Source organism: Methylobacterium sp. TK31 (assembly GCF_055361545.1).
Genome location: NZ_CM143964.1, coordinates 1,737,501 through 1,759,488 on the forward strand (window position 1 = coordinate 1,737,501; position 21,988 = coordinate 1,759,488).

The 21,988-nt window shown below is 72.6% G+C and carries 23 protein-coding genes (1 of these 23 running past the window's edge); 18 read left to right on the top strand and 5 right to left on the bottom strand.

Annotation, left to right across the window (positions count from 1 at the left end):
- The 10 genes in view from ACXJY8_RS07930 to ACXJY8_RS07975 are tightly spaced (at most 11 nt apart) and all read left to right on the top strand, a layout consistent with a single transcriptional unit that may run on beyond the window.
- Positions 1 to 193, top strand: the final stretch of a protein-coding gene (locus tag ACXJY8_RS07930) for a cytochrome c3 family protein (RefSeq protein ID WP_463778416.1). Its footprint begins 467 nt before the window's first position; only the last 193 of its 660 coding nucleotides appear in the window; the start codon falls outside the window, past its left edge; its stop codon occupies positions 191 to 193.
- A complete protein-coding gene (locus ACXJY8_RS07935) occupies positions 193 to 3,192 on the top strand; it encodes a TAT-variant-translocated molybdopterin oxidoreductase (protein ID WP_463778418.1) in 3,000 nt (999 codons plus the stop codon). The genes ACXJY8_RS07930 and ACXJY8_RS07935 overlap by 1 nt, the downstream gene beginning before the upstream one ends.
- A gap of 6 nt (positions 3,193 to 3,198) precedes the next feature.
- Positions 3,199 to 5,223: a quinol:electron acceptor oxidoreductase subunit ActD gene (locus ACXJY8_RS07940; RefSeq protein WP_463778420.1), complete on the top strand. Its 2,025-nt coding sequence runs from the start codon at positions 3,199 to 3,201 to the stop codon at positions 5,221 to 5,223.
- Entirely contained in the window at positions 5,220 to 5,774 is a 555-nt protein-coding gene (locus ACXJY8_RS07945) for a c-type cytochrome (protein WP_463778423.1), read from the top strand. Before ACXJY8_RS07940 ends, ACXJY8_RS07945 begins: the two co-directional genes overlap by 4 nt.
- Positions 5,771 to 6,772 carry a hypothetical protein gene (locus ACXJY8_RS07950; RefSeq protein ID WP_463778426.1) on the top strand — a complete coding sequence of 334 codons (1,002 nt, stop codon included), beginning with the start codon at positions 5,771 to 5,773 and terminating at the stop codon, positions 6,770 to 6,772. Before ACXJY8_RS07945 ends, ACXJY8_RS07950 begins: the two co-directional genes overlap by 4 nt.
- An 11-nt stretch (positions 6,773 to 6,783) precedes the next feature.
- Positions 6,784 to 7,323: a hypothetical protein gene (locus ACXJY8_RS07955; RefSeq protein WP_463778430.1), complete on the top strand. Its 540-nt coding sequence runs from the start codon at positions 6,784 to 6,786 to the stop codon at positions 7,321 to 7,323.
- Entirely contained in the window at positions 7,320 to 8,282 is a 963-nt protein-coding gene (coxB, locus tag ACXJY8_RS07960) for a cytochrome c oxidase subunit II (protein WP_463778432.1), read from the top strand. The genes ACXJY8_RS07955 and coxB overlap by 4 nt, the downstream gene beginning before the upstream one ends.
- Complete coding sequence (locus ACXJY8_RS07965; protein WP_463778435.1) at positions 8,279 to 9,958, top strand: cytochrome c oxidase subunit I; 1,680 nt, start codon at positions 8,279 to 8,281, stop codon at positions 9,956 to 9,958. Before coxB ends, ACXJY8_RS07965 begins: the two co-directional genes overlap by 4 nt.
- Positions 9,955 to 10,620 carry a cytochrome c oxidase subunit 3 gene (locus ACXJY8_RS07970; protein WP_463778438.1) on the top strand — a complete coding sequence of 222 codons (666 nt, stop codon included), beginning with the start codon at positions 9,955 to 9,957 and terminating at the stop codon, positions 10,618 to 10,620. Before ACXJY8_RS07965 ends, ACXJY8_RS07970 begins: the two co-directional genes overlap by 4 nt.
- A gap of 10 nt (positions 10,621 to 10,630) precedes the next feature.
- Complete coding sequence (locus ACXJY8_RS07975) at positions 10,631 to 10,942, top strand: cytochrome C oxidase subunit IV family protein (protein WP_463778441.1); 312 nt, start codon at positions 10,631 to 10,633, stop codon at positions 10,940 to 10,942.
- A 103-nt stretch (positions 10,943 to 11,045) separates the two neighbouring features.
- Here ACXJY8_RS07975 and ACXJY8_RS07980 read toward each other — a convergent pair whose 3' ends face one another.
- From ACXJY8_RS07980 to madL, 4 genes are all read right to left on the bottom strand, one after another.
- Positions 11,046 to 11,312 carry a hypothetical protein gene (locus ACXJY8_RS07980; protein ID WP_463778444.1) on the bottom strand — a complete coding sequence of 89 codons (267 nt, stop codon included), beginning with the start codon at positions 11,310 to 11,312 and terminating at the stop codon, positions 11,046 to 11,048.
- A 198-nt stretch (positions 11,313 to 11,510) separates the two neighbouring features.
- Entirely contained in the window at positions 11,511 to 12,197 is a 687-nt protein-coding gene (locus tag ACXJY8_RS07985) for a GntR family transcriptional regulator (RefSeq protein WP_463778446.1), read from the bottom strand.
- Positions 12,198 to 12,232: 35 nt separating this feature from the next.
- Positions 12,233 to 12,997: a malonate transporter subunit MadM gene (gene madM, locus ACXJY8_RS07990; protein ID WP_463778449.1), complete on the bottom strand. Its 765-nt coding sequence runs from the start codon at positions 12,995 to 12,997 to the stop codon at positions 12,233 to 12,235.
- 4 nt (positions 12,998 to 13,001) lie between these two features.
- Positions 13,002 to 13,481: a malonate transporter subunit MadL gene (gene madL, locus ACXJY8_RS07995; protein ID WP_463778452.1), complete on the bottom strand. Its 480-nt coding sequence runs from the start codon at positions 13,479 to 13,481 to the stop codon at positions 13,002 to 13,004.
- Positions 13,482 to 13,704: 223 nt separating this feature from the next.
- On the opposite strand from madL, the gene mdcA reads away from it, so the two are divergent.
- Genes mdcA through ACXJY8_RS08035 form a run of 8 tightly spaced genes read left to right on the top strand, consistent with a single transcriptional unit; the run spans position 13,705 to position 20,870 of the window.
- Positions 13,705 to 15,351 carry a malonate decarboxylase subunit alpha gene (gene mdcA, locus ACXJY8_RS08000; protein ID WP_463778454.1) on the top strand — a complete coding sequence of 549 codons (1,647 nt, stop codon included), beginning with the start codon at positions 13,705 to 13,707 and terminating at the stop codon, positions 15,349 to 15,351.
- Between the two features lie 13 nt (positions 15,352 to 15,364).
- Complete coding sequence (mdcC, locus tag ACXJY8_RS08005; RefSeq protein WP_463778458.1) at positions 15,365 to 15,676, top strand: malonate decarboxylase acyl carrier protein; 312 nt, start codon at positions 15,365 to 15,367, stop codon at positions 15,674 to 15,676.
- Positions 15,676 to 16,608, top strand: a complete 933-nt coding sequence (locus ACXJY8_RS08010; protein WP_463778461.1) for a biotin-independent malonate decarboxylase subunit beta — start codon at positions 15,676 to 15,678, stop codon at positions 16,606 to 16,608. The genes mdcC and ACXJY8_RS08010 overlap by 1 nt, the downstream gene beginning before the upstream one ends.
- Positions 16,609 to 16,624: 16 nt before the next feature.
- The gene (mdcE, locus tag ACXJY8_RS08015; protein WP_463780475.1) at positions 16,625 to 17,389 is read left to right on the top strand and encodes a biotin-independent malonate decarboxylase subunit gamma; all 765 of its coding nucleotides are present in this window, start codon (positions 16,625 to 16,627) and stop codon (positions 17,387 to 17,389) included.
- Complete coding sequence (gene mdcG, locus ACXJY8_RS08020; RefSeq protein WP_463778465.1) at positions 17,382 to 18,038, top strand: malonate decarboxylase holo-[acyl-carrier-protein] synthase; 657 nt, start codon at positions 17,382 to 17,384, stop codon at positions 18,036 to 18,038. The genes mdcE and mdcG overlap by 8 nt, the downstream gene beginning before the upstream one ends.
- Before the next feature lie 9 nt (positions 18,039 to 18,047).
- A complete protein-coding gene (gene mdcB / locus ACXJY8_RS08025; protein ID WP_463778467.1) occupies positions 18,048 to 18,920 on the top strand; it encodes a triphosphoribosyl-dephospho-CoA synthase MdcB in 873 nt (290 codons plus the stop codon).
- A complete protein-coding gene (locus ACXJY8_RS08030; RefSeq protein ID WP_463778470.1) occupies positions 18,917 to 19,855 on the top strand; it encodes an acyltransferase domain-containing protein in 939 nt (312 codons plus the stop codon). Before mdcB ends, ACXJY8_RS08030 begins: the two co-directional genes overlap by 4 nt.
- A gap of 10 nt (positions 19,856 to 19,865) precedes the next feature.
- On the top strand, positions 19,866 to 20,870 hold the full coding sequence (locus tag ACXJY8_RS08035) for an aldo/keto reductase (protein ID WP_463778473.1): 1,005 nt from the start codon (positions 19,866 to 19,868) through the stop codon (positions 20,868 to 20,870).
- A 148-nt stretch (positions 20,871 to 21,018) separates the two neighbouring features.
- Here the strand turns inward: ACXJY8_RS08035 and denD are convergent, their stop codons facing one another.
- Positions 21,019 to 21,978: a D-erythronate dehydrogenase gene (gene denD, locus ACXJY8_RS08040; protein WP_463778477.1), complete on the bottom strand. Its 960-nt coding sequence runs from the start codon at positions 21,976 to 21,978 to the stop codon at positions 21,019 to 21,021.
- Between the last annotated feature and the right edge of the window lie 10 nt (positions 21,979 to 21,988).

Below are 21,988 nucleotides of genomic sequence, written 5' to 3' on the forward strand. Positions count from 1 at the left end.
CAACGCCTTCGAGATGCAGTTCTGCCTCGACTGCCACCGGGCGCCCGAGCGCTGGGTGCGCACGCCGGACCAGGTCTGGAACATGAACTGGAGCCCGCCGGCGAACCAGGCGACCCTCGGGCCGGAACTGGTGGCGAAGAACCACATCCACGCGGGCGACCGGCTCCTCGAATGCGGGATCTGTCACCGCTGATGGATCAGGACCTCGATCTCGCGCAGCTGCGCCAGCGCCTCGCCTCCGGCAACGGGCCCGCCTTCTGGCGCAGCCTCGACGCGCTGGCGGGGACGGCGGCGTTCCAAACTTATCTGCGGTCCGAGTTTCCGGGGGGGCTGCCCCTGGCGCAGGGGCCGGAGCGGCGCGGCTTCCTCAAGCTGATGGCGGCCTCCTTCGCGCTGGCCGGGCTCTCGGCCTGCGACGCCTTCGACGGGCGCGGGCGCGAGGTGCCCTACGTGGTGCAGCCCGAGCGCATCGTCGCCGGCGCCCCCCTCGCCTACGCCACCTCGGCCCTGTTCGACGGCTTCGCCAACGGTATCCTGGTCACCACGCGCAACGGCCGTCCGCTCAAGGTCGAGGGCAACCCGGAGCATCCCTGGAGCCGGGGCGGCACCGACGTCCTGGGCCAAGCCTCGGTGCTCGGACTCTACGATCCCTTCCGCAGCCAGGCGGTACAGCATCTCGGCCGGCCCGCCGCCTGGTCGGCCTTCCGCGGCGCTCTGCTGGCGCGCCTCGCGGCCCTGCGCGAGACCGGAGGAACGGGCTTCCACCTCCTCACCGGGCCGGTGACGTCGCCGTCCCTGGCCGCCGAGATCGCGCGGCTGCGGACCGCCTATCCGGGCCTGCGCTGGCACGTGGCCGAGACCGTACCGCGGGACGGGCTCTATGCCGGCGCGCGGCAGGCCTACGGCCGACCCCTGGAAACGCAGGTCCGGTTCGAGGCCGCCCGCACCCTCGTCGGCCTCGACGGCGATTTCCTCGATGTCGGGCCGGGCCAGGTCGGGCTGGCGCGCCGCTGGATCGACGCGCGCCGGGCCGCGCAGGCGGAGGGCCGACTCCTGACCCTGCACGCGGCGGCGCCGACCCCGGGGCTGACCAGCGTCAAGGCCGACCACACCCTGGCGGCCGGCTCGGACGAGCTGGCGCGCCTGGCCGCGGATCTCCTGCGGATCGCCGAGGGCGGGCAGCCCGAGATCCCGGACGGGCCGATGGCGGCTTGGCTCCAACGCGCCGGCACGGCGCTGCTGGCCGACCGGGGCCGCAGCCTCGTCACCGCCGGCATCGGCCAGCCGGCGGCGGTGCACGCCCTCGTCCACCGCATCAACGGCGCCCTGGGAAATACCGGCACCACCGTGGTGCACACCGCGCCGGTCCCGGTGCCCGGGGCCGAGAGCCTGTCCGAGCTCGGCGAGGCGATGGCCGGAGGGCGCGTTGGCACCCTTCTGATGCTCGGGGTCAACCCGGTCTATGCGGCCTCGGGCGACCTCGCCTTCGCCGAGCATCTGGCGCGGGTGCCGTTCAAGATCCATGCGGGGACGTATTTCGACGAGACCGCGGCCCATGCCGACTGGCACCTGCCGCTGGCCCATCCCCTGGAGAGCTGGGGCGATGCCCGCTCCCTCGACGGCACCGTGGGGCTGATCCAGCCGACCATCGCCCCCCTCTATGGCGGGCGCTCGGCCCACGAGATCCTGACCCTATTCGGAGCCGAGGCGCCCGCGCAGGAGGGGCCCGAGCAGGGGCTCGACCTGCTGAAGCGCCACTGGCGCGATCCCGGCGAGGATGCCGCCGCCTTCGAGGCCCGGTTCACCGAGGCCCTGCGCCTCGGCTTCCTGCCCGACACCGCCCTGCCCTCGGAGACAGTGGCGCTGACCGGGCGCGGCGCGGACCCTGCGCCGGTCCCCGCCCCGGAGGATCGGATCGAGGCGGTCTTCCGGCCCGACCCCTGCGTCTGGGACGGGGCCTCGGCCGATCTCGGCTGGCTGCAGGAGCTGCCCAAGCCGCTGACCAAGGTGGTCTGGGAGAACGTCGTGGCGATCAGCCCGCGGCTCGCCGAGCGCCTGCACCTCGTCACCGGCGACGTCGTGGCGGTGGAGGCGAACGGCCGGCGCGTCGAGGGCGCGGCCTGGATCCTGCCGGGCCAGGCCGAGCGCACCGTGACCCTCACCCTCGGCTACGGCCGCCGGGTGCCGGACCACCTCGCCCACGGCCTCGGCTACGATGCCCAGGCCCTGCGCCCCGCCGCCACGCCCTATCGCCTTCCCGACGTCGCCCTGACGAAGACCGGCCGCCGCGCCAGGCCGGTGACGACGCAGGACCTCGGTACGATGCAGGGGCACGATTTCGTGCGCGTCCAGGCCCTGGGGGGACCGAGCGTCGGCGACCCGCCGGGCGCGGCGGTGCCGTCGTTCTATCCCGAGCCGCCCTCGGCGCGGCGGGGCGAGGCGTCGGCCGGCGGAGGCGCCAACGCGGCCGCCGGTCGGGCCTGGGGCATGGTCATCGACCTCGACGCCTGCATCGGCTGCAATGCCTGCCTCACCGCCTGCCAATCCGAGAACAACATTCCGGTGGTGGGCCGCGAGGAGGTCGAGCGCGGGCGCTGGATGAACTGGCTGCGGGTGGACCGCTACTACGCCGGCGACCTCGATGCGCCGGAGACGCATTTCCAGCCCGTGCCCTGCATGCATTGCGAGGCGGCGCCCTGCGAGCTCGGCTGCCCCGTGGAGGCGACGGTGCATGACAGCGAGGGGCTGAACCTGCAGGTCTACAACCGCTGCATCGGCACCCGCACCTGCCAGAGCTACTGCCCCTACAAGGTGCGGCGCTTCAACTATCTCGATTACACCGGCGGCATGGCGCCGGTGGAGCAGCAGCAGCGCAACCCCGAGGTCACCGTGCGGGCGCGCGGCGTGATGGAGAAGTGCACCTACTGCCTCCAGCGCATCGCCGGCGCGCGCATCGACGCCGCCAAGGATGCCCATGCGCCGATCCCCGACGGGGCGGTGGAGACCGCCTGTCAGGGCGCCTGCCCGACCCGCGCCATCGTGTTCGGCGACCTCTCGGATCCGGGCAGCAAGGTCGCGGCCGCGCGCCGGGACCCGCGCAACTACGCGCTGCTCGGCGAACTCAACACCCGCCCGCGCACCACCTATCTGGCGAGCCTGGCACCCGGCGCCGAGCCGGGCCGCGAGGGCTGACGCGCCATGGCCGGAGCCGTCCTCACCCCCGACACCCCGACGCGCGCCGGCGGAATGGCACGCGCCGTCTCCGACGTCGCCCTGCACGACCCCCTCGGTCGGCGCTGGTGGATCGCCTTCGCGGCGGCTTCCAGCCTGCTCGGCCTGTTCTTCGGGGTGATCCTGTACCTGCTCTTCACCGGAATCGGCATCTGGAACAACAACAACGCCGTCGTCTGGGCCCTCGATATCGCCTCCTACGACTGGTGGATCGGCATCGCGTGCGGCAGTCTCGCGCTCGCCGGCACGCTGCGCCTGGCGGGGACGACGAGGGGGGACGCTTTCGGGCGCGGCGCCATCGGTCGCCTCGCCGAGGCCAACGCCCTCCTGTGCACGATCGCGGCCGGGCTCTACCCGATCATCCATCTCGGGCGGCCGTGGTTCTTCTACTGGAACCTGCCCTACCCGAACACGCTCGGCCTGTGGCCGCAATTCCGGTCGCCCCTGGTCTGGGACGCCATCGACATCGTCAGCTTCCTCGTGGTCACGGTGAGCCTCTGGTACATCGGACTCCTGCCCGACCTCGCGACCCTGCGCGACCGGGCCTTCGAGGAGGCGCAGGCGAAGTCCGAGCGCACCAGGCGTCCGCGGCGCTGGCCGATGCTGAAGGCGCAGGCCTACGGCGTCGCCGCCGCCGGCTGGCGCGGTTCCGCCTCGCACTGGCAGCTCTGGCACCAGGCCTACCGCATCGTCGCGCTGCTCGGCATCCTGCTCGTGGTCTCGCTCCAGACCGGAGCCTCGGTGATGCTGGCGGGCTCTGTGCTGCCGGGCTGGCACGACACGATCCTCCCCGTCACCTTCCTGGTCAACGCGGTGTTCTCCGGGATCGCGGTCACCGCCGCCCTGACGATGCTGGTCCGCACCGTCTATCGCCTCGAGGCCGTCGTCACCGAAGCCCATATCGAGATCCTGGCCCGGCTCCTCCTCGGCCTCGGGCTCGCCAGCCTGTACGGCTACGCGGCCGAACTCTTCTCCGGCTTCCTGCACGGCGACGCCTACGCCCGCGCGACCCTGGTGCGCCGCTTCACCGGCCCGCATGCCTGGGCGGCCTGGACCGTGCTGACCTGCGCGCTGCTGCCCGTCCACCTGTTCTGGCGGGCGTGGCTCCGGCGCTCGCCCCTGGCGCTGGCCCTCGTCGGGTGCCTCGTGGCTGTGGGCGCCTATGCCGACCACGTCATGGTGCTGGTGGTGACGCTCTCCCACGACTTCCTGCCCTCCTCCGCCCTCGACTACCGGGTCGGGCTCTGGGGCGTGGCGACCTTCGCCGGATCGGTGGGGCTGTTCCTCGTGCTGCTGCTTCTGTTCCTGCGGGCCTTGCCGGTGGCCTCGCTCACGGACCTGCGCGAGCAGACGGGCGTGGGCGACGACCCCGCGCAGGCCTCGGCCGGGACGGACGTGCCGGGGCCCGGGACCGGCGCGCCGATCTGGGGCGTCAGCGCGGAATTCGCCACGCAGGCGGAACTCGCCGTCGCCATGCGGGCACTGGCCCGGCGCCACCCCCACCACGGCGACCGGCCCCATCGCAGCGACTCCGTGCGCCTCGACGCCTTCGGCCCGGTGCCGATGCCGGATGCCCTGAAGGGCCTCGGCCGCCGCAACCGCTCGATCCTGCCCTACGCCCTCGGGGCGGCGCTCGCCGGCGGGGCGGCCTTCTACGGGATGTGCGTCTACGCCACCGCCTACGGCTACGTCTTCGATGTGGGCGGGCGTCCGCGCTTCTCCTGGCCCTCCTTCGTGGTGCCGAGCGTCTCCTTCGCGATGATGAGCGGGACGCTCGCCGTGCACGCGGTGCTCCTGTTCGTGAACCGCCTGCCGCGCCTCAACCATCCGGCCTTCAACATTCCCGGCTTCGGGCGCGCGACGCAGGACCGCTACTTCCTGGCGGCCGAGGCGCGCGGCCCGGATTTCGATGTCGAGCGCGTCGTGCGCCAGCTCGCCGCCCTGCCCGAAGGCGGCGGGCGGCCCCTCGCCATCGCGCGGGTGCCGCGATGAGGCGCCGGCGCGGACCCGGCGTGATCCTGGCCCTGGCCTCGGCTCTCGCCGGCTGCGGCGAGGCCAACATGCGCGACCAGGCCAAGGCCAAGACCTGGGACGCCAACCGCTTCTTTCCGCAGGGCATGACCATGCGCCCGCCCGTGGCCGGCACCGTGCCCCGCACGGATCCGGCCCGCTTCGTACCCCGCCCGGCCGTCATCGACGCGGCCCTGCTGGAGCGGGGCCGGGAGCGCTACGGCATCGCCTGTACGCCCTGTCACGGGGCCAGCGGCGACGGCCGGGGCATGATCGTGGCCCGGGGCTTTCCCGCCGCCCCGTCCTTCGCGAGCGCGCGCCTGGTGTCAGCGAGCTCCGAGCGGCTCTACGCGGCGATCACGGAAGGCCACGGTGCGATGCTCCCCATGGGCGCGCAGGTCGCGCCGGGCGACCGCTGGGCGATCGTCGCCTATCTGCGCGCCCTGCAGCTGAGCCAGGGGGCCGAGGTGGCGCGCCTGCCGGCGGAGGACCAGGCCAAGCTGCAGGACGGCGCCATGCGGGCGACCCGATGAGCGCCGCCCGCCCCCTGTTCCTCCTCGTGGCCGGCCTCGCAGCCCTCGGTCTGGCCGTCCTCCTCGGCGAGTGGCAGGCCGGCTACCTCGCGGCGTGGCTCACCCTCCTGGGTCTTCCTCTCGGCGCCCTCCCCCTGGTGGCCGGCCTCGACGCCCTGGCGCCGGAGCGGCTCGCGAGCCTGCGCCCCGCGCTCGTGGGGTGCCTGCGCCTGATGCCGGTCGCGGCCCTCCTCGCCCTGCCCCTGCTGGCGGTGGTGCCGGCGCTCTACCCCTTCGCGAACGGAACGCCCGCCGCGACGCCGCTGGCCGGCATCTGGCTGACGCTGCCGTTCCTCGCGGCGCGCCTCGCGGCGGCGCTCGCCCTCTGGCTCTGGCTCTGCCGCCGGACCGCGGCGGGCCGGGGACCCGTCGCCCTCGTGCTCGGGCTCCATGCCGTGCTGGCGACGCTGCTGAGCTTCGACCTGATCACCGCCCTCGACCCGCGCCTGGGCTCCAGCCTGATCGGGCTCCTGACGATGCTGGCCTGGAGCGGCGCGGCGCTCGCCGCCGCCCTCCTCATGCCCTCCGCGCGCCGGCCCAAGGCGGGGCTGCTGCCGCTCGCGGTGCTGACGGCCGCCTGGGCCTTCCTGCACTTCGTGCAGTTCCTCGTGGTCTGGTCGGCCAACCTGCCCGCCGAGGTGTCGTGGTACCTCGCCCGCGGCGGCCTCCTCGGCCGGGGATTCAGCCTCGCGGGCGGGGCCGCCGCCCTGCTCGCCGCCGCCCTCACCCTGCGCCCCGGCCCCTGGACGACGCGGGCGGCGGCGGCCCTGGTCCTGGCGGTCCATGCCGCCGAGATGGCCTGGTTCGTGACGCCGGCCGGGCGCGGCGCCTTCGTGGTCACGGGGCCGGACGTGCTCGCCGGGCTCGGCGTCGCCGCCCTCGCCGCCGGCCTCGCCCCGATGCTGGCGCCGCTCCTGTCGGCCCCCGCCCCCGGCCCGGACGCCGAGGCCGCCGCATGATGGATCGCCGCATGAGCCCGCCCGATGCCCCCCGCCGCTCCAGCCTCGCCCTCGTCCCGGCGATCCTCGCCGGCCTGATCCTGCGCCGCACCGGCGCGGTGCCGCCCGCGCCTGCGGCCCCCGCCGAGGACCACCGCGGGCAGGACTGGGATTACGAGCGCAGCGACGCCGAGGCCGGCAAGACCGCCTGGGTGATGCTCGGGCTCGCCGGGGCGGTGCTAGCCACCATCGGGGCGGTGCTCGCCCTCAATTATGCGGTGCTCGGGCGCCAGCGCGCCGCCCTGCCGCCCCTCACCGCCCAGCAGACGACCGCGATCCGGCCGCCGCCGCCGAACCTGCAGGCGGACCCCTACGCGGAGATCGACGCGAGGCAAGCCGACGAGGCCGGCCGCCTCGCCGGCTACGCCTATCTCGACGCGGACCGCACCCGCGCCCGCATTCCCATCGACCGCGCGATGACGCTCATGGCCGGGCGGCCCTTCGACCCGGCGCCCGCCCCGTCCGGGGCCGCGGCGGATTCCCCGGAACCCGCGAAGGCGTCTGCCCCATGAAGGCCCAGTCCGCCCTCGCCCTGTGGCCGCCGGCCGCCTCCGCCACGGCCGTCGAGACCGACCACATCATCCTCGGTTTCACCGTGCTGACCCTGCTCCTCACGGTGCCGATCTTCCTCGCCATCACCTACTTCGCCCTGCGCTACCGGCAGGGGGAGGAGGCCGACCGCAGCACCGACGAGCGCCGCAGCGTCCTCATCGAGATCAGCTGGATGCTGATCCCCTACGTGCTGACCCTGTTCTTCTTCGGATGGGGCGCCAAGCTCTTCATCGCCTCCCGCCACCCGCCGCCGGACGCCATGGTGGTGGAAGCCGTGGGCCGGCAGTGGATGTGGAAGTTCCAGCACCCCACCGGGCAGTCGGAGATCAACGACCTGCACCTGCCCATCGACCAGCCGGTCCGGATCCGCATCACCAGCCAGGACGTGATCCACGCCCTCTACCTGCCGGCCCTGCGCCTGCAGATCGCCGCCCTGCCCGACCGGACGACGGAGATCTGGTTCAAGGCCGACCGCACCGGGACCTACCGGCTCTACTGCTCGGAATATTGCGGCACCGACCACTCGGTGATGGACGGCAACCTCACCCTGATGACCCAGGCCGAGTACCAGGACTGGCTGACCCATGGGCACGCGCAGCAATCGAACCTGGCGGCGGGCCGGGCCCTCTACGAATCCTACGGCTGCGCCGGCTGCCACGACGGCGCGGTGGCGGGCGTGAGGGCGCCCAGCCTCGTCGGCCTCTACGGCCGCGCGGTCCATCTCGCCGACGGGCGCACGCTCACGGCGGATGCGGACTACATTCGCGCCAAGATCCTCAACCCCAACGAGAACCGGCTCGCCGGCGGCGGCAAGCAGGTGATGCCGAGCTTCCGCGGGGTGATCCCGGCCGACGATCTCGACCGTCTCGTCGGCTACCTGAAGGCCTATGACCGCGTGGCGGAAGGAGACCCCCGATGAGCAGCGCCGGCACCCTGCACGGCGACGCCGCCGCGCGCGACCCCCACACCCCGCCGCCGACCCTCGACCGGCCCGGCGACTATCTCCACGCCGAATCGACCCTGCGCTCGTGGTTCCTCACCACCGACCACAAGCGCATCGCGCTCCTGTATCTCGCCAGCATCACCGCCTTCTTCGTCATCGGTGCGGTGGCGGCCGGCTTCGTGCGCCTCGCCCTCGTCGTGCCCGACGGCGCGATCATGACCAACGACACCTACAACAAGGCCTTCACCATCCACGGGGTGGTGATGGTGTGGTTCTTCCTGATCCCGTCGATCCCAGCGACCTTCGGCAACTTCCTGATCCCGCTGATGATCGGGGCCAAGGACCTCGCCTTCCCGAAGCTCAACCTGACGAGCTGGTACGTCTTCATGACGGGGGCGCTGTTCACCCTCGTGGCGGTGGTGCTGGGCGGCGTCGACACCGGCTGGACCTTCTACGCGCCCCTCTCCACCGCCTTCTCGAACACCTGGGTGCTGCCGGCGCTGATCGGCGTCACCATCGTGGGCTTCTCCTCGATCCTGACGGGGCTCAATTTCGTCGTCACCATCCACACGATGCGGGCCCCCGGCATGACCTGGTTCCGCCTGCCGATCTTCGTCTGGACGCACTACGCCACGAGCCTGATCTTCCTGCTCGCGACCCCCGTCATCACCCTCGCGCTGATCCTGCTCATCGCCGAGCGCGCCTTCCACGTGGGCGTGTTCGACCCGGCCTATGGCGGCGACCCGGTGCTGTTCCAGCACCTGTTCTGGTTCTATTCGCACCCGGCGGTCTACATCATGGTGCTGCCGGGCATGGGCGTGATCTCCGAGATCGTCCCGGCCTTCGCCCAGAAGAAGCTCTTCGGCTACCGCTTCGTCGCCTACGCGGCGATCGGCCTGGCCTCCGTGACGTTCTTCGTCTGGGGTCACCACATGTTCGTCAACGGGCAGAGCGACCTGGCGAGCCTCGCCTTCTCGGCCCTCTCCTTCGCGGTGGCGGTGCCCTCGGCGGTGAAGGTCTACAACTGGACCGCCACCATCCATAAGGGGTCTTTGCGCCTCGACACCCCGATGCTGTACGCCATGGGCTATATCGGCCTGTTCGTGCTCGGCGGTCTCACCGGGCTCTACCTCGCGACCCTGGCCATCAACCAGCACATCCACGCGACCTACTTCGTCGTGGCGCATTTCCACTACATCATGGTCGGCGGCACGGTGCTGGCCTTCCTCGGCGGGCTGCACTTCTGGTGGCCGAAGATCACCGGGCGGATGTACAGCGAGCCCTGGGGCCGGATCTCGGCGCTGTTCATCTTCATCGGCTTCAACGTCACCTTCTTCCCGCAATTCATCCTCGGCTACCTCGGGATGCCGCGGCGCTACGCGACCTACCCGCCGGAATTCCAGCTCCTCAACGTGCTCTCCTCGGCGGGCTCGACCATCCTGGCGGCGGGCTACCTCTTCCCGATGGTCTACCTCGTCTATTCCCTCTGGTTCGGGCGCCGCGCGCCTGCAAACCCCTGGGACGCCAGGGGGCTGGAATGGGAGACCGCCTCCCCGCCGCCGCCCCACAACTTCGCGGGGGTGCCCCAGGTGCCGAAGGTCCCCTACGACTACCCGATCCAGGCCCGGGAGACCGGGAGGCAGCACACGTGAGTGCCGACCCCGCCGCCGCCGGGCCCGTCGGCGTGACGCGCGCCGAGCACTTCGCCACCGTCGGCCAGCAGCGCCACGCGGCGACGCTCGGCATGTGGGCCTGGCTGCTCACCGAACTCCTGCTCTTCGCCGGGCTGTTCCTCACGGCCCTGGTCCTGCGCCTGCTCCACCCGGAGGCGGTGCAGGCGGCGGCCGGCCATCTCAAGTTCTGGATCGGGGCCACCAACACCGTGGTGCTGCTCTGCTCGAGCCTGACCATGTCGGCGGCCATCGAGCTCTCGCGGCTCGGCTGGCAGCGGATGATGGTCGGCTGCCTCGTCGCCACCGCGAGCCTCGGGGCGTTGTTCCTGATGCTGAAGGGCTACGAGTACTACGCCGACTACGAGGAGCACATGATGCCGTTCCTCGCCCGCCGGCCCTACGCCCTGGCCGAGCAGCCGGCGTCGCGGCTCTTCGTCAACCTCTACTACGTGGCGACCGCGCTCCACGCGGTCCACCTGTTCACCGGGATCGCCATCCTGCTCGGGATCACCTGGAAGGCGTCGCGGCCGGGCTTCCTGCAGCGACACCAGAACTGGATCGAGGTCTACGGCCTGTACTGGCACTTCATCGACCTGATCTGGATCATCGCCTTCCCGGTCCTCTACGTGGTCAACCGGTAGAGGCGTGAGGATGCGCAATCCCCTCCACGCCCTCGATGCGAAGGACCGGGCCCTGCTCCGGAGCCGCCTGCGCACGCCGGTGCGGACCTTCCTGGCGCTCCTGGCGCTGCTCGCCGTGAACGTCGGTCTCGGGGCGACGCGGCCCTTCGAGCAGGTCTGGCTGCTCGAACTCGCGGTGGTCGGCGCCATGGCGGCGATCATCGTCCTGGTGTCGATGGAGGTCCGCCACGAGCCGCCCCTGGTGCGCCTGTTCGCCGGGGTCGGGTTCTTCTGGGTCGCGATCCTGTTCGGGATGACGCTGACCGACTATCTCGCGCGCTGACGCGCCCACGAACGATCACGGCGGGGCTCGCGCCCCGCCGTGATCGGCTCAGGTGGTTTTCCCGCGACGGACCGCGCTGCACGCCGTCCGTCGCGGCGTGGCCTCAGTAGGCCGGGCCGCCCGAGGTGGTGCCGTAATTGGCCGTCGGCTTGTTGTTCTGCTCGGCGTTGCCGGCCTTGGCCGAATCGTCCGCGCGGCGGGTGATCGAGCCGGTGGTCACGTCGTCGAAGGCGCCGACGACGCGGCTGCCGGGCGCCGTGGCGGCGGGAATGCCGGCCGGGGCGTTGTAGCTCTGCGCGAGGGCGGACGAGGCGGGCGCGCCAAGGGTCAGGACCAGGGCAACGGCGGCGGAAGCAAGACGAGTCTTCATGGTCGTGGTATCCAGATGTACAGGTCCGGTCTCCGTCAAACATTCGAGGATCAAGTCCAGGATGTCCGGGGGCCGTTCTTCTTGGTACGATCTCGATATAGGACCGGCCTGTCCGGGGCGGCGTGCGCTGCAGCACCTATCGCATGCGCTTGGCGCATTTCTCGCGCCGCGTTCGCGCCGCTCTATGCGTGTGCCGCATCACACATCGGAGTGGGCGTCGATGTAGTGGCGCAGGGCGCTGGCGGCGTTGAGCATGTGGGCGCGCATCCGCCGGGCCGCCGCTTCTCCGTCGCCCTCGGCGATCGCCGCCAGGATGGCCCCGTGCTCTTCGCGCGAGCCGTGGATGCGGTCGCCATGGCGCAGCTGCGTCCTGCGGAAGCCCGAGAGGCGGGTGCGCAGCGCCAGTGCCTGCTCTTTGAGGAAGCCGTTATGCGTGGCGCCGTAGAGCGCTTCGTGGAAGCTGCGGTTCAGGGTGTCGTAGGCGTCGACATCGCCGGCCGCGACCATGTCGCCGGAGCGCGCATGCAGGTCCATCAGGTGGCTGCGCTCCAGGGGGGTCATCCGGTAGGTGGCGAGCCGCACGCACATCGCCTCGAACTCGGCGGTGGTCTCGAACATGTCCATGATCCGCTCGGGCGTCATGCGCGTGACCACGACGCCCCGGCGCGGGCGCAGCTCCACCAATCCGTTGAAGGCAAGCTGGCGCAGCGCTTCCCGCACGGGGGTGCGCGAGGCGCCGAAGCGGTCGGCGAGGTCCTGCTCGTCGAGGGCCGTGCCCGCGGCGAGGCGGCCGGCCGCGATCTCGTCCGTGAGCGCGTTGCGGATCTGGTCCGACAGGAGCCCGCGCTCCGCCCCCTGCTCGTCCATCGGCCCCCCGTCCATCATCCGCTCCCTGCTCAGGACGCGCGACGCCCCGTCCGTCATCCCACGATGGCCCGAACCGTGAGGTAGAACAGCGACGGACCGACGAGACAGCCGATTCCGGTGTGGAAGGTCGCCGTCAGCGCGCCGTAGGGCACGAGCTTCGGGTCGGTGGCGGCGAGCCCGCCGGCGACGCCGCTCACCGTGCCCATCAGGCCGCCGAAGGCCATGGCCGAGCGCGGATTGTCCAGGCCGATCAGCTTGGCCACCAGCGGCGTGCCGACCATGACCATCACGGCCTTGGTGACGCCGGTGGCGATGGAGAGCGCCATCACGGCCGAATCGGCGCCGAGGGCCGCCCCCGTCACCGGCCCGACGATGTAGGTGACGGCCCCCGCGCCGATCGTCGTGATGCTGACGGCGTCGGTGTAGCCGAAGGCCACCGCCGTCAGGGCGCCGACCACGAAGGGGATCACGGTGCCGAGCGCCAGGGCCAGCACGCCGAGGAGCCCGGCGCGGCGCGCCTCCACGACGTCGACCTCGAAGGCGGTGGCCACGATGGCGAAGTCACGCAGCATCGCCCCGCCCATCAGGCCGATGCCGGCGAAGACCGGCAGGTCGGCGACCCCCTTCTGGCCGCCGGTGTAGAGGCCGGCGACGTAGGCGAGCACCAGCCCGAGGACGATGGCGATGGCCGAGCCGTGGACCCGGCCGCCGGTGAGCCGACGGCTGGCGACGTTCGAGACCAGCATCAGGGCGCCCACCACCGCGAAGGCGGCCACCAGGCTCTGCTCGACGAAGACGTGCTGGATCATGTGCAGCATGGGATCACGCCTTCCGGACGGAGCGGGGCGGCGCGACGGGCGCCGGGGCATCGTCGTCGAGGTCGCCGCCGATCACCTGGCCGCCGATCACCTGGCCGCCGTGTCGGACCTGGGCGTCCTCCGCCGGCTCGCGCCGCCCGAAGCGCCCGAGCAGGGCGACGCAGGCGAAGCAGAGCAGCAGCGAGATCGTGGCGGCGATGAGCACGATGGGCCCGCCGCGCACGGCCGCCACCACGTTCTGCTGCGCGGCCATCGCCACCACGATGGGAATGTACATGGTCGACCAGAACTCGACCCCAAGCTTGATCCCGCCGCCGAGCTTGCCCCGGGCGAGGAGCCAGGACCGGGCGGCGATGAGCAGGATCATGGCGAGGCCGACGCCGCCGACATTGGCCTTCACCCCGAGGGCGACGCCCAGCAGGTCGCCGAGGAACACCCCGATCAGGGTGCAGAGCGCGAGGAGCGCGACGCCGAAGATGGTCATCGGGCGGCCTCGCGCGTTGTCGGGCACGGGGTGCGGACGAGATGGGGCATGGGGCGTCCCTCCTGGGTATTCCGTGATTCGTTTTTGATTGGTTTCAGTATACAGGTGATTGACAGGAACACAATTTGGAATACTGATACGGCATGAAAACGGCGGCCCGCATTCCATCGGGGGCCGAAAAAGCTGAGCGGTATACGCAGGCCGTGACGAGGGAGCGGATCGGATGATGGACTGGCGCCGGGAACGCACCGCCCGCGACGCGCGTCTCGCACGGGCGCGGCCGCATGCCGACGGCAAGGTGGTGCCGGCGGCCCGGGTCGTCGATCTCCTGGAGGCGATCCTCCAGCCCGGCGACCGGGTCTGCCTGGAGGGCGACAACCAGAAGCAGGCCGATTGCCTCGCCCGGGGCCTCAGCGCCTGCGACCCGGCCCGGGTCCACGACCTGCACATGGTGCAGTCGGGCATCGTCCTGCCCGAGCACCTCGACATCTTCGAGCAGGGCATCGCCCGGCGGCTCGACTACTCGTATTCCGGCCCGCAGGGCGGCCGCATCGCCAAGATGCTCTATGGCGGCCAGATCGAGCTCGGGGCGGTGCACACCTACCTCGAACTCTTCGCGCGCTACTTCATCGACCTGACGCCGAACGTGGCCCTGATCGCGGGCGTCTCGGCCGACCGGGACGGCAATCTCTACACGGGCCCCAACACCGAGGACACGCCCACCGTGGTGGAGGCGACCGCCTTCAAGAACGGCGTGGTGGTGGCGCAAGTGAACGCGATCGTCGACCGGGTGCCCCGCGTCGACATCCCCGGCGACCGGGTCGATTTCGTGGTCGAGGCCGACAGGCCGTTCTACGTCGAGCCGCTCTTCACCCGCGACCCCGGCGCCGTGACCGAGACGCAGATCCTGATGGCCATGATGGCGATCAAGGGCATCTACGCGGAATACGGCATCCGCCGCCTCAACCACGGCATCGGCTTCGGTACGGCGGCGATCGAGCTGCTGCTGCCGACCTATGCCGAGCGCCTCGGGCTGAAGGGCCGGATCGCCACCCACTGGGCGCTCAATCCGCATCCGAGCCTGATCCCGGCCATCGAATCCGGCTGGGTGGAGCAGATCCACTGCTTCGGGTCGGAAGTCGGCATGGACAAGTACATCCGCGCCCGGCCGGACGTGTTCTTCACGGGCTCCGACGGCAGCTTGCGCTCGAACCGGGCCTTCTGCCAGACGGCGGGCCTCTATGCCTGCGACCTGTTCATCGGCTCGACCCTGCAGATCGACCTGGCAGGCCATTCCTCCACCGTCACGACGAACCGCGTCGCGGGTTTCGGCGGCGCGCCGAACATGGGCTCGGACCCGCACGGGCGGCGGCACCCCTCCGACACCTGGATGAAGGCGGGGCAGGAAGCCGGCGGCACCGGCGACCCGGCGCTCCGGCGCGGGCGAAAACTCGTGGTGCAGCTCGTCGAGACCTTCGGCGACAAGCTGGTGCCGGCCTTCGTGGAGCGGCTCGACGCCCTCGAACTCGCCAGGAAGCTCAACCTCGAACTCGCCCCCGTGATGGTCTACGCCGACGACGTGACCCACATCGTCACCGAGGAGGGCATCGCCAACCTGCTGCTGTGCCGGACGCCAGACGAGCGGGAGCAGGCGATCCGGGGTGTGGCGGGTTACACCGATGTGGGCCGTGGCCGCGACCACGCCGAGGTCGAGCGCCTGAGGGCGCGGGGCATCATCCGGCGCCCCGAGGATCTCGGCATCGAGCCCCTCGACGCCGACCGCTCGCTGCTCGCGGCGCGCTCGATCAAGGACCTCGTGCACTGGTCGGGCGGCCTCTACGAGCCGCCGGCCAAATTCCGGAACTGGTGAGGGATTTCGCGTCATGGAGAAGCTGAGCTTCCGCCACACCACCCGGACGGCGCTCCCCGGCACGCGGGCCAGCGCGATCACCGGGGTCGTCGCTTCCGGCAACCTCGAAGTGCTGCTGGAACGCAACCTGGCGCCCGAGGCCTGCCACGTGGAGATCGACACCGCCATCAAGGGCTACGGCGAGGTCTGGGCCGCGGTGGTGGCGGATTTCGTGGCCCGTCGGCAGCCCGGCGGGCTGACCATCACCATCAACGACGGGGGTGCGCGCCCCGACACCGTGTCCCTGCGCCTCGCCCAGGGCGCCCGCCTGATGGAGCTGTCGTGATGGACTGGAAGCCGGTCGCCCTCTCCGCCGCGCCCCTGGACCAGAGCTGGTACGAGGCGAGTGCCCGTGCCCGCCTCGCCGGCCTCCTCGATGCGGATACGTTCCAGGAATTCATCGGTCCCGAGCAGCGGATGATGAGCCCGCACCTGCCGCTCTTCGACCTGCCCCGCGCCTTCGACGACGGCATGATCGTCGGGCGCGGGCGCCTCGACGGCCGGGACGTGCTGGTCGCCGCCCAGGAGGGCCGCTTCATGGGGGGCGCCTTCGGCGAGATCCACGGGGCCAAGCTCGTCGGCCTGCTGCGGGCCGCGCTCCACCTGAAGCCCGCCGCCGTGCTGATCCTGTTCGACACCGGGGGCGTGCGCCTGCAGGAGGCCAATGCCGGCGAGACCGCCATCGCCGAGATCATGCGGGCGATCACGCAGGTGCGCGCCGCCGGTATTCCGGTGATCGGCCTCATCGGGGGGCGGGCCGGCTGCTACGGCGGCGGCGGCCTCATCGCCGGCACCTGCGCACGCCTCGTCATCTCCGAGGGCGGGCGCCTGAGCGTCTCCGGCCCCGAGGTGATCGAGACCAACAAGGGCGCCGAGGAGTTCGATTCCCGCGACCGGGCCCTCGTCTGGCGCACCATGGGCGGCAAGCATCGCCGTCTCTTGGGCGCGGCGGACGCCTTCGCGGCCGACACGATCGGGGCGTTTCGCGCGGCCGCCCTGGCGGCGATCCCGACGGCTCCGGCCTTCGACCTCGCGACCCTGGAGGCCGAGCAGGCCCGGCTCGAGGCCCGCCTCGAACGCTTCGGCGACGCCCGGGACGCCACCGAGATCTGGGGCCGCCTCGGCGTCAACGACCCGGACGCCGTCCCGGGCCTGACCACCGAGGGCTTCGACGCCCTGCTCGACAGCCTGCCGGAGGGCGCGCACCATGCCCGGTAAATCACCGCCCGATCAGATGTCCCTCGACGCCATCCTCGCCTCACTCTTCCCGGCGGGTCACGCCGTCACGGTGGCGGACGGCCTGATCTCCGGCGAGGGCTTCCTGGACCAGGGCCGTATCGCCGTGATCGGCATCGACGGCGATACGGCGCTCGGAATCGAGGGCGCCTGCGTCCTCGCTCGGCGTGTCCTCGACGTGGTGCGGGCGGGCGGCGGCACGCCGATCCTCGTCCTCATCGATTCCGACAGCCAGCGCATGAGCCGGCGCGACGAGCTCCTCGGCCTCAACGAGTACCTCGCGCACTTGGCCAAGGCGCTGCTGCTGGCGGACGCGCAGGGCCACCCGACCATCGGCCTGCTCTACGGGCACAGCGCGGCCGGCGCCTTCATCGCCACGGCGCTGGCCACCCGCGTGCTCGCGGCCCTGCCCGGTGCCCATCCGAGCGTGATGGACCTCCCCTCCGTGGCCCGCGTCACCAAGCTGCCCCTGGAGACCCTGCAGGACATGGCCCGCTCGACCTCGGTCTTCGCACCGGGGCTCGACAACATGGTCCAGGCCGGCGCCGTGCAGGCGACCCTCGACCCCGACAAGCCCCTGGGGGCCCAGGTCAGTGCCCTGATCGCGGACAGCCGGGCGGTCGACACCCGCGACGCGCTCGGCCGCGAACGGGGCGGGCGCCCGTTCGCCCACGATATCGCCGCCCAAGTAGTGCGCGAAGCGCAGGATCTGCCGGTGCGCGAGGCGCAGGGCATGGTGGTGCGCGAGGCGCGGGGTGCGTGACCTCGCCCGCCACGACCTGCTCACGGTGGCGCCCGCTGCCTGGGGGGCGCTGCTGGCGCAGCGGCCGGACCTCGACGGGATTCCCCATCTCGCCGGATGGGCCGCGCGCGGCTGGCCCGTGATCGTACGCCGCCGCGTGCCCGGCGAGGATGGCGCCCTGGTCCCGGCCGGGCTGCCGCTGCCGCCGACCCTCGGCAAGCGCCGCATCGGCCTCGCGCTCCCCCCCGAGGCGGTGCGCCCGCGCCCGGGCCTGACCCTCGCCGAGGCGCGCGGGGCAGCGCCTGCCGCCTGGCACCCCACGCTGGATGCGCTCCTGGCCCACGGGGCCGTCCACGGCCGCGTAGCGCGGGTGTTCGGCGGGCTGCTCTGGCAGGCCCTGACGGGCCTGCCCTATCTCTCGCCCGCCTCCGACCTCGACCTGCTCTGGGCCGGCCCCGTCGACCCGGCCTTCCTCGCCGGCCTTGCAGACATCGCGATGCGGGCGCCGATGCGCCTCGACGGCGAGATCGATCTGGCCGACGGCTTCGCGGTGAACTGGCGCGAACTGCACGCGGCCGGACCGGGCGACACCGTCCTGGCCAAGGGCCTCGAACGGCTGGAACTCCGGCCGGTCCCGGCCCTCGTGGCCGCCCCGCTGCCGGCAGCCTGAAGGATGCCGATGCTTGCAAGCCTCCCGAGGCCCGCAGCCCTGCCGGAAACCGGGGCCTCCGTGCCGATCTCCCGGCAGGCGGACCGGATCGCCCGCCTCGCCGCGCGCTGCCTGCACCGCGAACTCGCCACCTATCCCAAGCCCGGCCTCGTCAGCCACGTGGACAGCGGCAGCCATTCCGACATGGATGCGTGCACCTTCCGGGCGAGTGCGTCCGCCCTGGAGCCCTTCTTCGGCGAACTCGCCGCGGCGGGAGCCGCCGGGGCCGGGATGGCGCAGCTGCGCCGCATCGGTCTGGCGGCGGAGGCGGCGATGCGGATGGCCACGGGGGGCGTGAACACCCACCGGGGCGCCATCTTCGGCCTCGGCCTCCTCAGCGCCGCCGCCGGCGCCCTCGGGCCTCGCCCCCCGGCCGGCAGTCTCGGGGCCCATGTCCGGGTCCGCTACGCCGATGCCATCCTGGACGGCCCCGAACTGCTGCACGCGCCGGGCGCGCGGGCCCGGCGGCGGCACGGGATCGGGGGGGCGCCGGCCGAGGCCGCGGCGGGTTTTCCGACCCTCTACGGCACCGGCTTGCCGGCCCTGCGCCGCGCCCGCGCCCGGCGCCCCGGGGCGCCCGAGGCGACGCGGGTGGAGGCCTGCCTCGCCCTCGTCGCGCGCCTGGAAGACACCAACCTCCTGCATCGCGGCGGTGCGGAGGGCTATGCCTTCGCCCGGGCGCAGGCCGCCCGCTTCGTCGCCGAGGGCGGCATCGCCCGGGCCGACTGGTTCGCGCGGGCGGAAACCCTGCACCGGGCCTTCGTCGCCCGCCGCCTCAGCCCCGGCGGGGCGGCCGACCTCCTCGCGATGACGCTGTTCGTCGACGCCTGGGAGCGGTCATGACGCTCGCGGTCCTGCTCTCCGGCCAGGGTGGCCAGCATCCCGGGATGTTCGACCTCACGGCCGACTTGCCCGAGGCGCAGGGCGTCTTCGCGGCCGCGACCCCCCTGCTCGGCCGGGACCCGCGCGACCTCGTGCGCGCAGGGGCGGACCTGCATGCCAACCGCACCGGGCAGATCCTGTGCTGCGTCGCCGGCCTGGCCGCCTGGACCCTGGTTCGGGCGGCCAGGCCGGCGCGCGTCGTGGTGACGGGCTACAGCATCGGCGACCTCGCGGCCTTCGGCTGCGCCGGCCTGTTCGCATCCGAGACGGTGCTGACGCTCGCCGCCGCCCGCGCCGAGGCGATGGATGCGGCGGCCGGCCCCGGCTACGGCCTCGCCGGCCTGCGCGGCCTGCCCGCCGCGCGGGCTTTCGCCATGGCCGAGGCGCACGGGTGCCATCCGGCGATCCGCAACGCCGCCGACAGCGTGGTGGTGGGCGGTGCCGCCGCGGCCCTGGACGCCCTCTGCGCGGACGCCCTGGAGGCGGGCGCGGCCCGGGCCGTTCGCCTGCCCGTCCACATCCCCTCCCATACGCCGCTGCTCGCGCCGGCCGCGGAGGCCTTCCGCGCGCACCTCGACGCCGCCCCGCTGGCGACCCCGCCGCGTCCGGCCCCGCGCCTTCTCAGCGGCCTCGACGGGGCGGCGGTGTTCCGGCCGGAGGCGGGCTTGCCCAAGCTCGCCGCGCAGGTCTCGCAGACCCTGGACTGGGCCGCCTGCCTGGAGGGCATCCGTGAATTCGGGGCGACGCGGGTGCTGGAGCTCGGCCCCGGCCACGCCCTCGCCACGATGGCCCGCGCGGCCCTGCCCGAGGCGCAGGTTCATGCGCTGGAGGATTTTCGTCGGCCCGACGGTGTGGTCCAATGGATCGAGAACGGGGCCTCAACCCCAACGGAGTGAAACGCACACGATGCAGTATCGCAATCTCGGCCGCTCGGGCCTCAAGGTCTCGCCGCTCTGCCTCGGCACCATGATGTTCGGTGGTCCTACCGACGAGGCCACCGCTGGCCGCATCATCGACAGCGCCCGGGGCGCCGGCATCAACTTCCTCGACACCGCCGACGTCTACAACGAGGGCCGGTCTGAGGAAGTGGTGGGCCGGGCGCTTCGCCAGGACCGCGAGGCCTGGGTGCTTGCCACCAAGGTCGCCAATCCGATGGGGCCGGGCGCCAACGACCGCGGCCTGTCGCGCGCCCACGTGCTGCGCGCCGCCGAGGCCAGCCTCCGGCGGCTCGGCACCGACGTCATCGACATCTACTACCTCCACAAGGAGGACCACACCACGCCGCTCGCCGAGACCATCGGCGCCATCGCGCTCCTCGTGCGCCAGGGCAAGATCCGCTATTTCGGCGTCTCGAACTACCGGGCCTGGCGGGTCGCGGAGATCTGCCGCCTGTGCGACGATTTCGGCATCGACCGGCCCGTGGTCAGCCAGCCCTACTACAACGCCCTGAACCGGATGCCCGAGACCGAGCACCTGCCCGCCTGCGCCCATTACGGCCTCGGCGTGGTGCCCTACTCGCCGCTGGCCCGCGGCGTGCTCACCGCCAAGTACGACCCCGACGCCCCGCCCCCCGAGGGCACCCGCGCCGGCCGCCAGGACACCCGCATGATGCAGACGGAGTGGCGCCCGGAATCCCTGGTGATCGCCCGGACCTTCCAGGCCCATGCCGCCGCGCGCGGCCTGACGGCGGGGCAGTTCGCGGTGAACTGGGTCCTGGCCAACCGCACCGTCACCTCGGTCATCGCCGGGCCGCGCACGGAGGCGCAGTGGGACGAGTATCTCGGGGCGCTGGGTTACACCTTCACGGACGAGGACGAGGCCCTCGTCGACGCCCACGTCGTCACCGGCCACCCCTCGACGCCGGGCTACAACGACCCGGCCTATCCGATCGAGGGCCGCGTGCGGGGATAGGCACCTCCCTCCCCCGGTTGGGGGGATCGAAGGGGGGGGGCGCCGCCGCCGGCCTCCGCACGGTGAGGGTCACCCGGCCACCCCCGCGACCACCCCCGCCCTGACCCCTCCCCCGCAAGGAGGAGAGGTCAGGGGCCGGTGCCCGCTCTCAGCCCCGCGTCTCGGCGATGTGCAGCTCCACTAGCGCGTCGAAGCTCGCATCGCCCGTGAAGCCCAGCTCGAGGGCGCGGCGCGTGTCGAAGGCCTCCGGCCAGGTCTCGACGATGGCCTGGATCGCCGGGTTCGGCTCGCGCCGGATCAGCGCCACCGCCGCGTCGCCGCCGATGCGGCGCAGGGCCTCGATCTCGTCGGCCACCGTCGCCGAGACCCCCGGCATGGTCAGGCTGCGGCGCAGGCCGAGGGGGGCGAGGTCGATGCGGGCGGCGTGCAGGAGGTACTCGGTGGCCGAGCGCGGGCTGGCGAACCAGTGGCGCACGGTGTCGGGCACCGGCAGGATCGCCTCTTGGCCGGCCAGCGGCTCGCGGATGATGCCCGAGAAGAACCCCGAGGCCGCCTTGTTCGGCTTGCCCGGGCGCACGCAGATGGTGGGCAGGCGCAGGCCGATGCCGTCGAAGAAACCGCGCCGGCTGTAGTCGGCGAGCAGCAATTCGCCCATGGCCTTCTGCGTGCCGTAGGAGGTGGCCGGCGTCAGGATCATGTCGTCGGGGATGACGCCCGGCAGCGGCGGCCCGAACACGGCGAGCGACGAGGTGAAGACCACGCGCGGCCGGTAGCCCTCGGCGACGTGGGCCTGCCGGATCGCGTCGAGGAGCAGGCGGGTGGCGTCGAGATTGACCCGGTAGCCCTTCTCCAGGTCGGCCTCGGCCTCGCCCGAGACGATCGCCGCGAGGTGGAAGATCACGTCCGGCCGGCCGATCAGGGCGGCCTCCGCCGCCCCCGGCATCGAGAGGTCGGCGGCGGCCGTGACGACGGAGCCGGTGAAGCCCGCCGGCGCCGTGGGCTCCACCACGTCCACCAGGGTGAGGGCGCGGGCCTCGCCCGCTGCTGCGAGGGCATCGCCGAGGCGCCGGCCGATCATGCCGGCGGCGCCGAGGATCAGAGCGTGCATGGGGTCGTCC

Excerpts from the sequence above, each read along its gene's own strand:
- ACXJY8_RS07935 (WP_463778418.1), top strand. The coding sequence starts at position 193 with ATGGATCAGGACCTCGATCTCGCGCAGCTGCGCCAGCGCCTCGCCTCC.
- ACXJY8_RS07940 (WP_463778420.1), top strand. The coding sequence starts at position 3,199 with ATGGCCGGAGCCGTCCTCACCCCCGACACCCCGACGCGCGCCGGCGGA.
- ACXJY8_RS07945 (WP_463778423.1), top strand. The coding sequence starts at position 5,220 with ATGAGGCGCCGGCGCGGACCCGGCGTGATCCTGGCCCTGGCCTCGGCT.
- ACXJY8_RS07950 (WP_463778426.1), top strand. The coding sequence starts at position 5,771 with ATGAGCGCCGCCCGCCCCCTGTTCCTCCTCGTGGCCGGCCTCGCAGCC.
- ACXJY8_RS07955 (WP_463778430.1), top strand. The coding sequence starts at position 6,784 with ATGAGCCCGCCCGATGCCCCCCGCCGCTCCAGCCTCGCCCTCGTCCCG.
- coxB (WP_463778432.1), top strand. The coding sequence starts at position 7,320 with ATGAAGGCCCAGTCCGCCCTCGCCCTGTGGCCGCCGGCCGCCTCCGCC.
- ACXJY8_RS07965 (WP_463778435.1), top strand. The coding sequence starts at position 8,279 with ATGAGCAGCGCCGGCACCCTGCACGGCGACGCCGCCGCGCGCGACCCC.
- ACXJY8_RS07975 (WP_463778441.1), top strand. The coding sequence starts at position 10,631 with ATGCGCAATCCCCTCCACGCCCTCGATGCGAAGGACCGGGCCCTGCTC.
- ACXJY8_RS07980 (WP_463778444.1), bottom strand. The coding sequence starts at position 11,312 with ATGAAGACTCGTCTTGCTTCCGCCGCCGTTGCCCTGGTCCTGACCCTT.
- ACXJY8_RS07985 (WP_463778446.1), bottom strand. The coding sequence starts at position 12,197 with ATGATGGACGGGGGGCCGATGGACGAGCAGGGGGCGGAGCGCGGGCTC.
- madM (WP_463778449.1), bottom strand. The coding sequence starts at position 12,997 with ATGCTGCACATGATCCAGCACGTCTTCGTCGAGCAGAGCCTGGTGGCC.
- madL (WP_463778452.1), bottom strand. The coding sequence starts at position 13,481 with ATGACCATCTTCGGCGTCGCGCTCCTCGCGCTCTGCACCCTGATCGGG.
- mdcA (WP_463778454.1), top strand. The coding sequence starts at position 13,705 with ATGATGGACTGGCGCCGGGAACGCACCGCCCGCGACGCGCGTCTCGCA.
- mdcC (WP_463778458.1), top strand. The coding sequence starts at position 15,365 with ATGGAGAAGCTGAGCTTCCGCCACACCACCCGGACGGCGCTCCCCGGC.
- ACXJY8_RS08010 (WP_463778461.1), top strand. The coding sequence starts at position 15,676 with ATGGACTGGAAGCCGGTCGCCCTCTCCGCCGCGCCCCTGGACCAGAGC.
- mdcE (WP_463780475.1), top strand. The coding sequence starts at position 16,625 with ATGTCCCTCGACGCCATCCTCGCCTCACTCTTCCCGGCGGGTCACGCC.
- mdcB (WP_463778467.1), top strand. The coding sequence starts at position 18,048 with ATGCTTGCAAGCCTCCCGAGGCCCGCAGCCCTGCCGGAAACCGGGGCC.
- ACXJY8_RS08030 (WP_463778470.1), top strand. The coding sequence starts at position 18,917 with ATGACGCTCGCGGTCCTGCTCTCCGGCCAGGGTGGCCAGCATCCCGGG.
- ACXJY8_RS08035 (WP_463778473.1), top strand. The coding sequence starts at position 19,866 with ATGCAGTATCGCAATCTCGGCCGCTCGGGCCTCAAGGTCTCGCCGCTC.
- denD (WP_463778477.1), bottom strand. The coding sequence starts at position 21,978 with ATGCACGCTCTGATCCTCGGCGCCGCCGGCATGATCGGCCGGCGCCTC.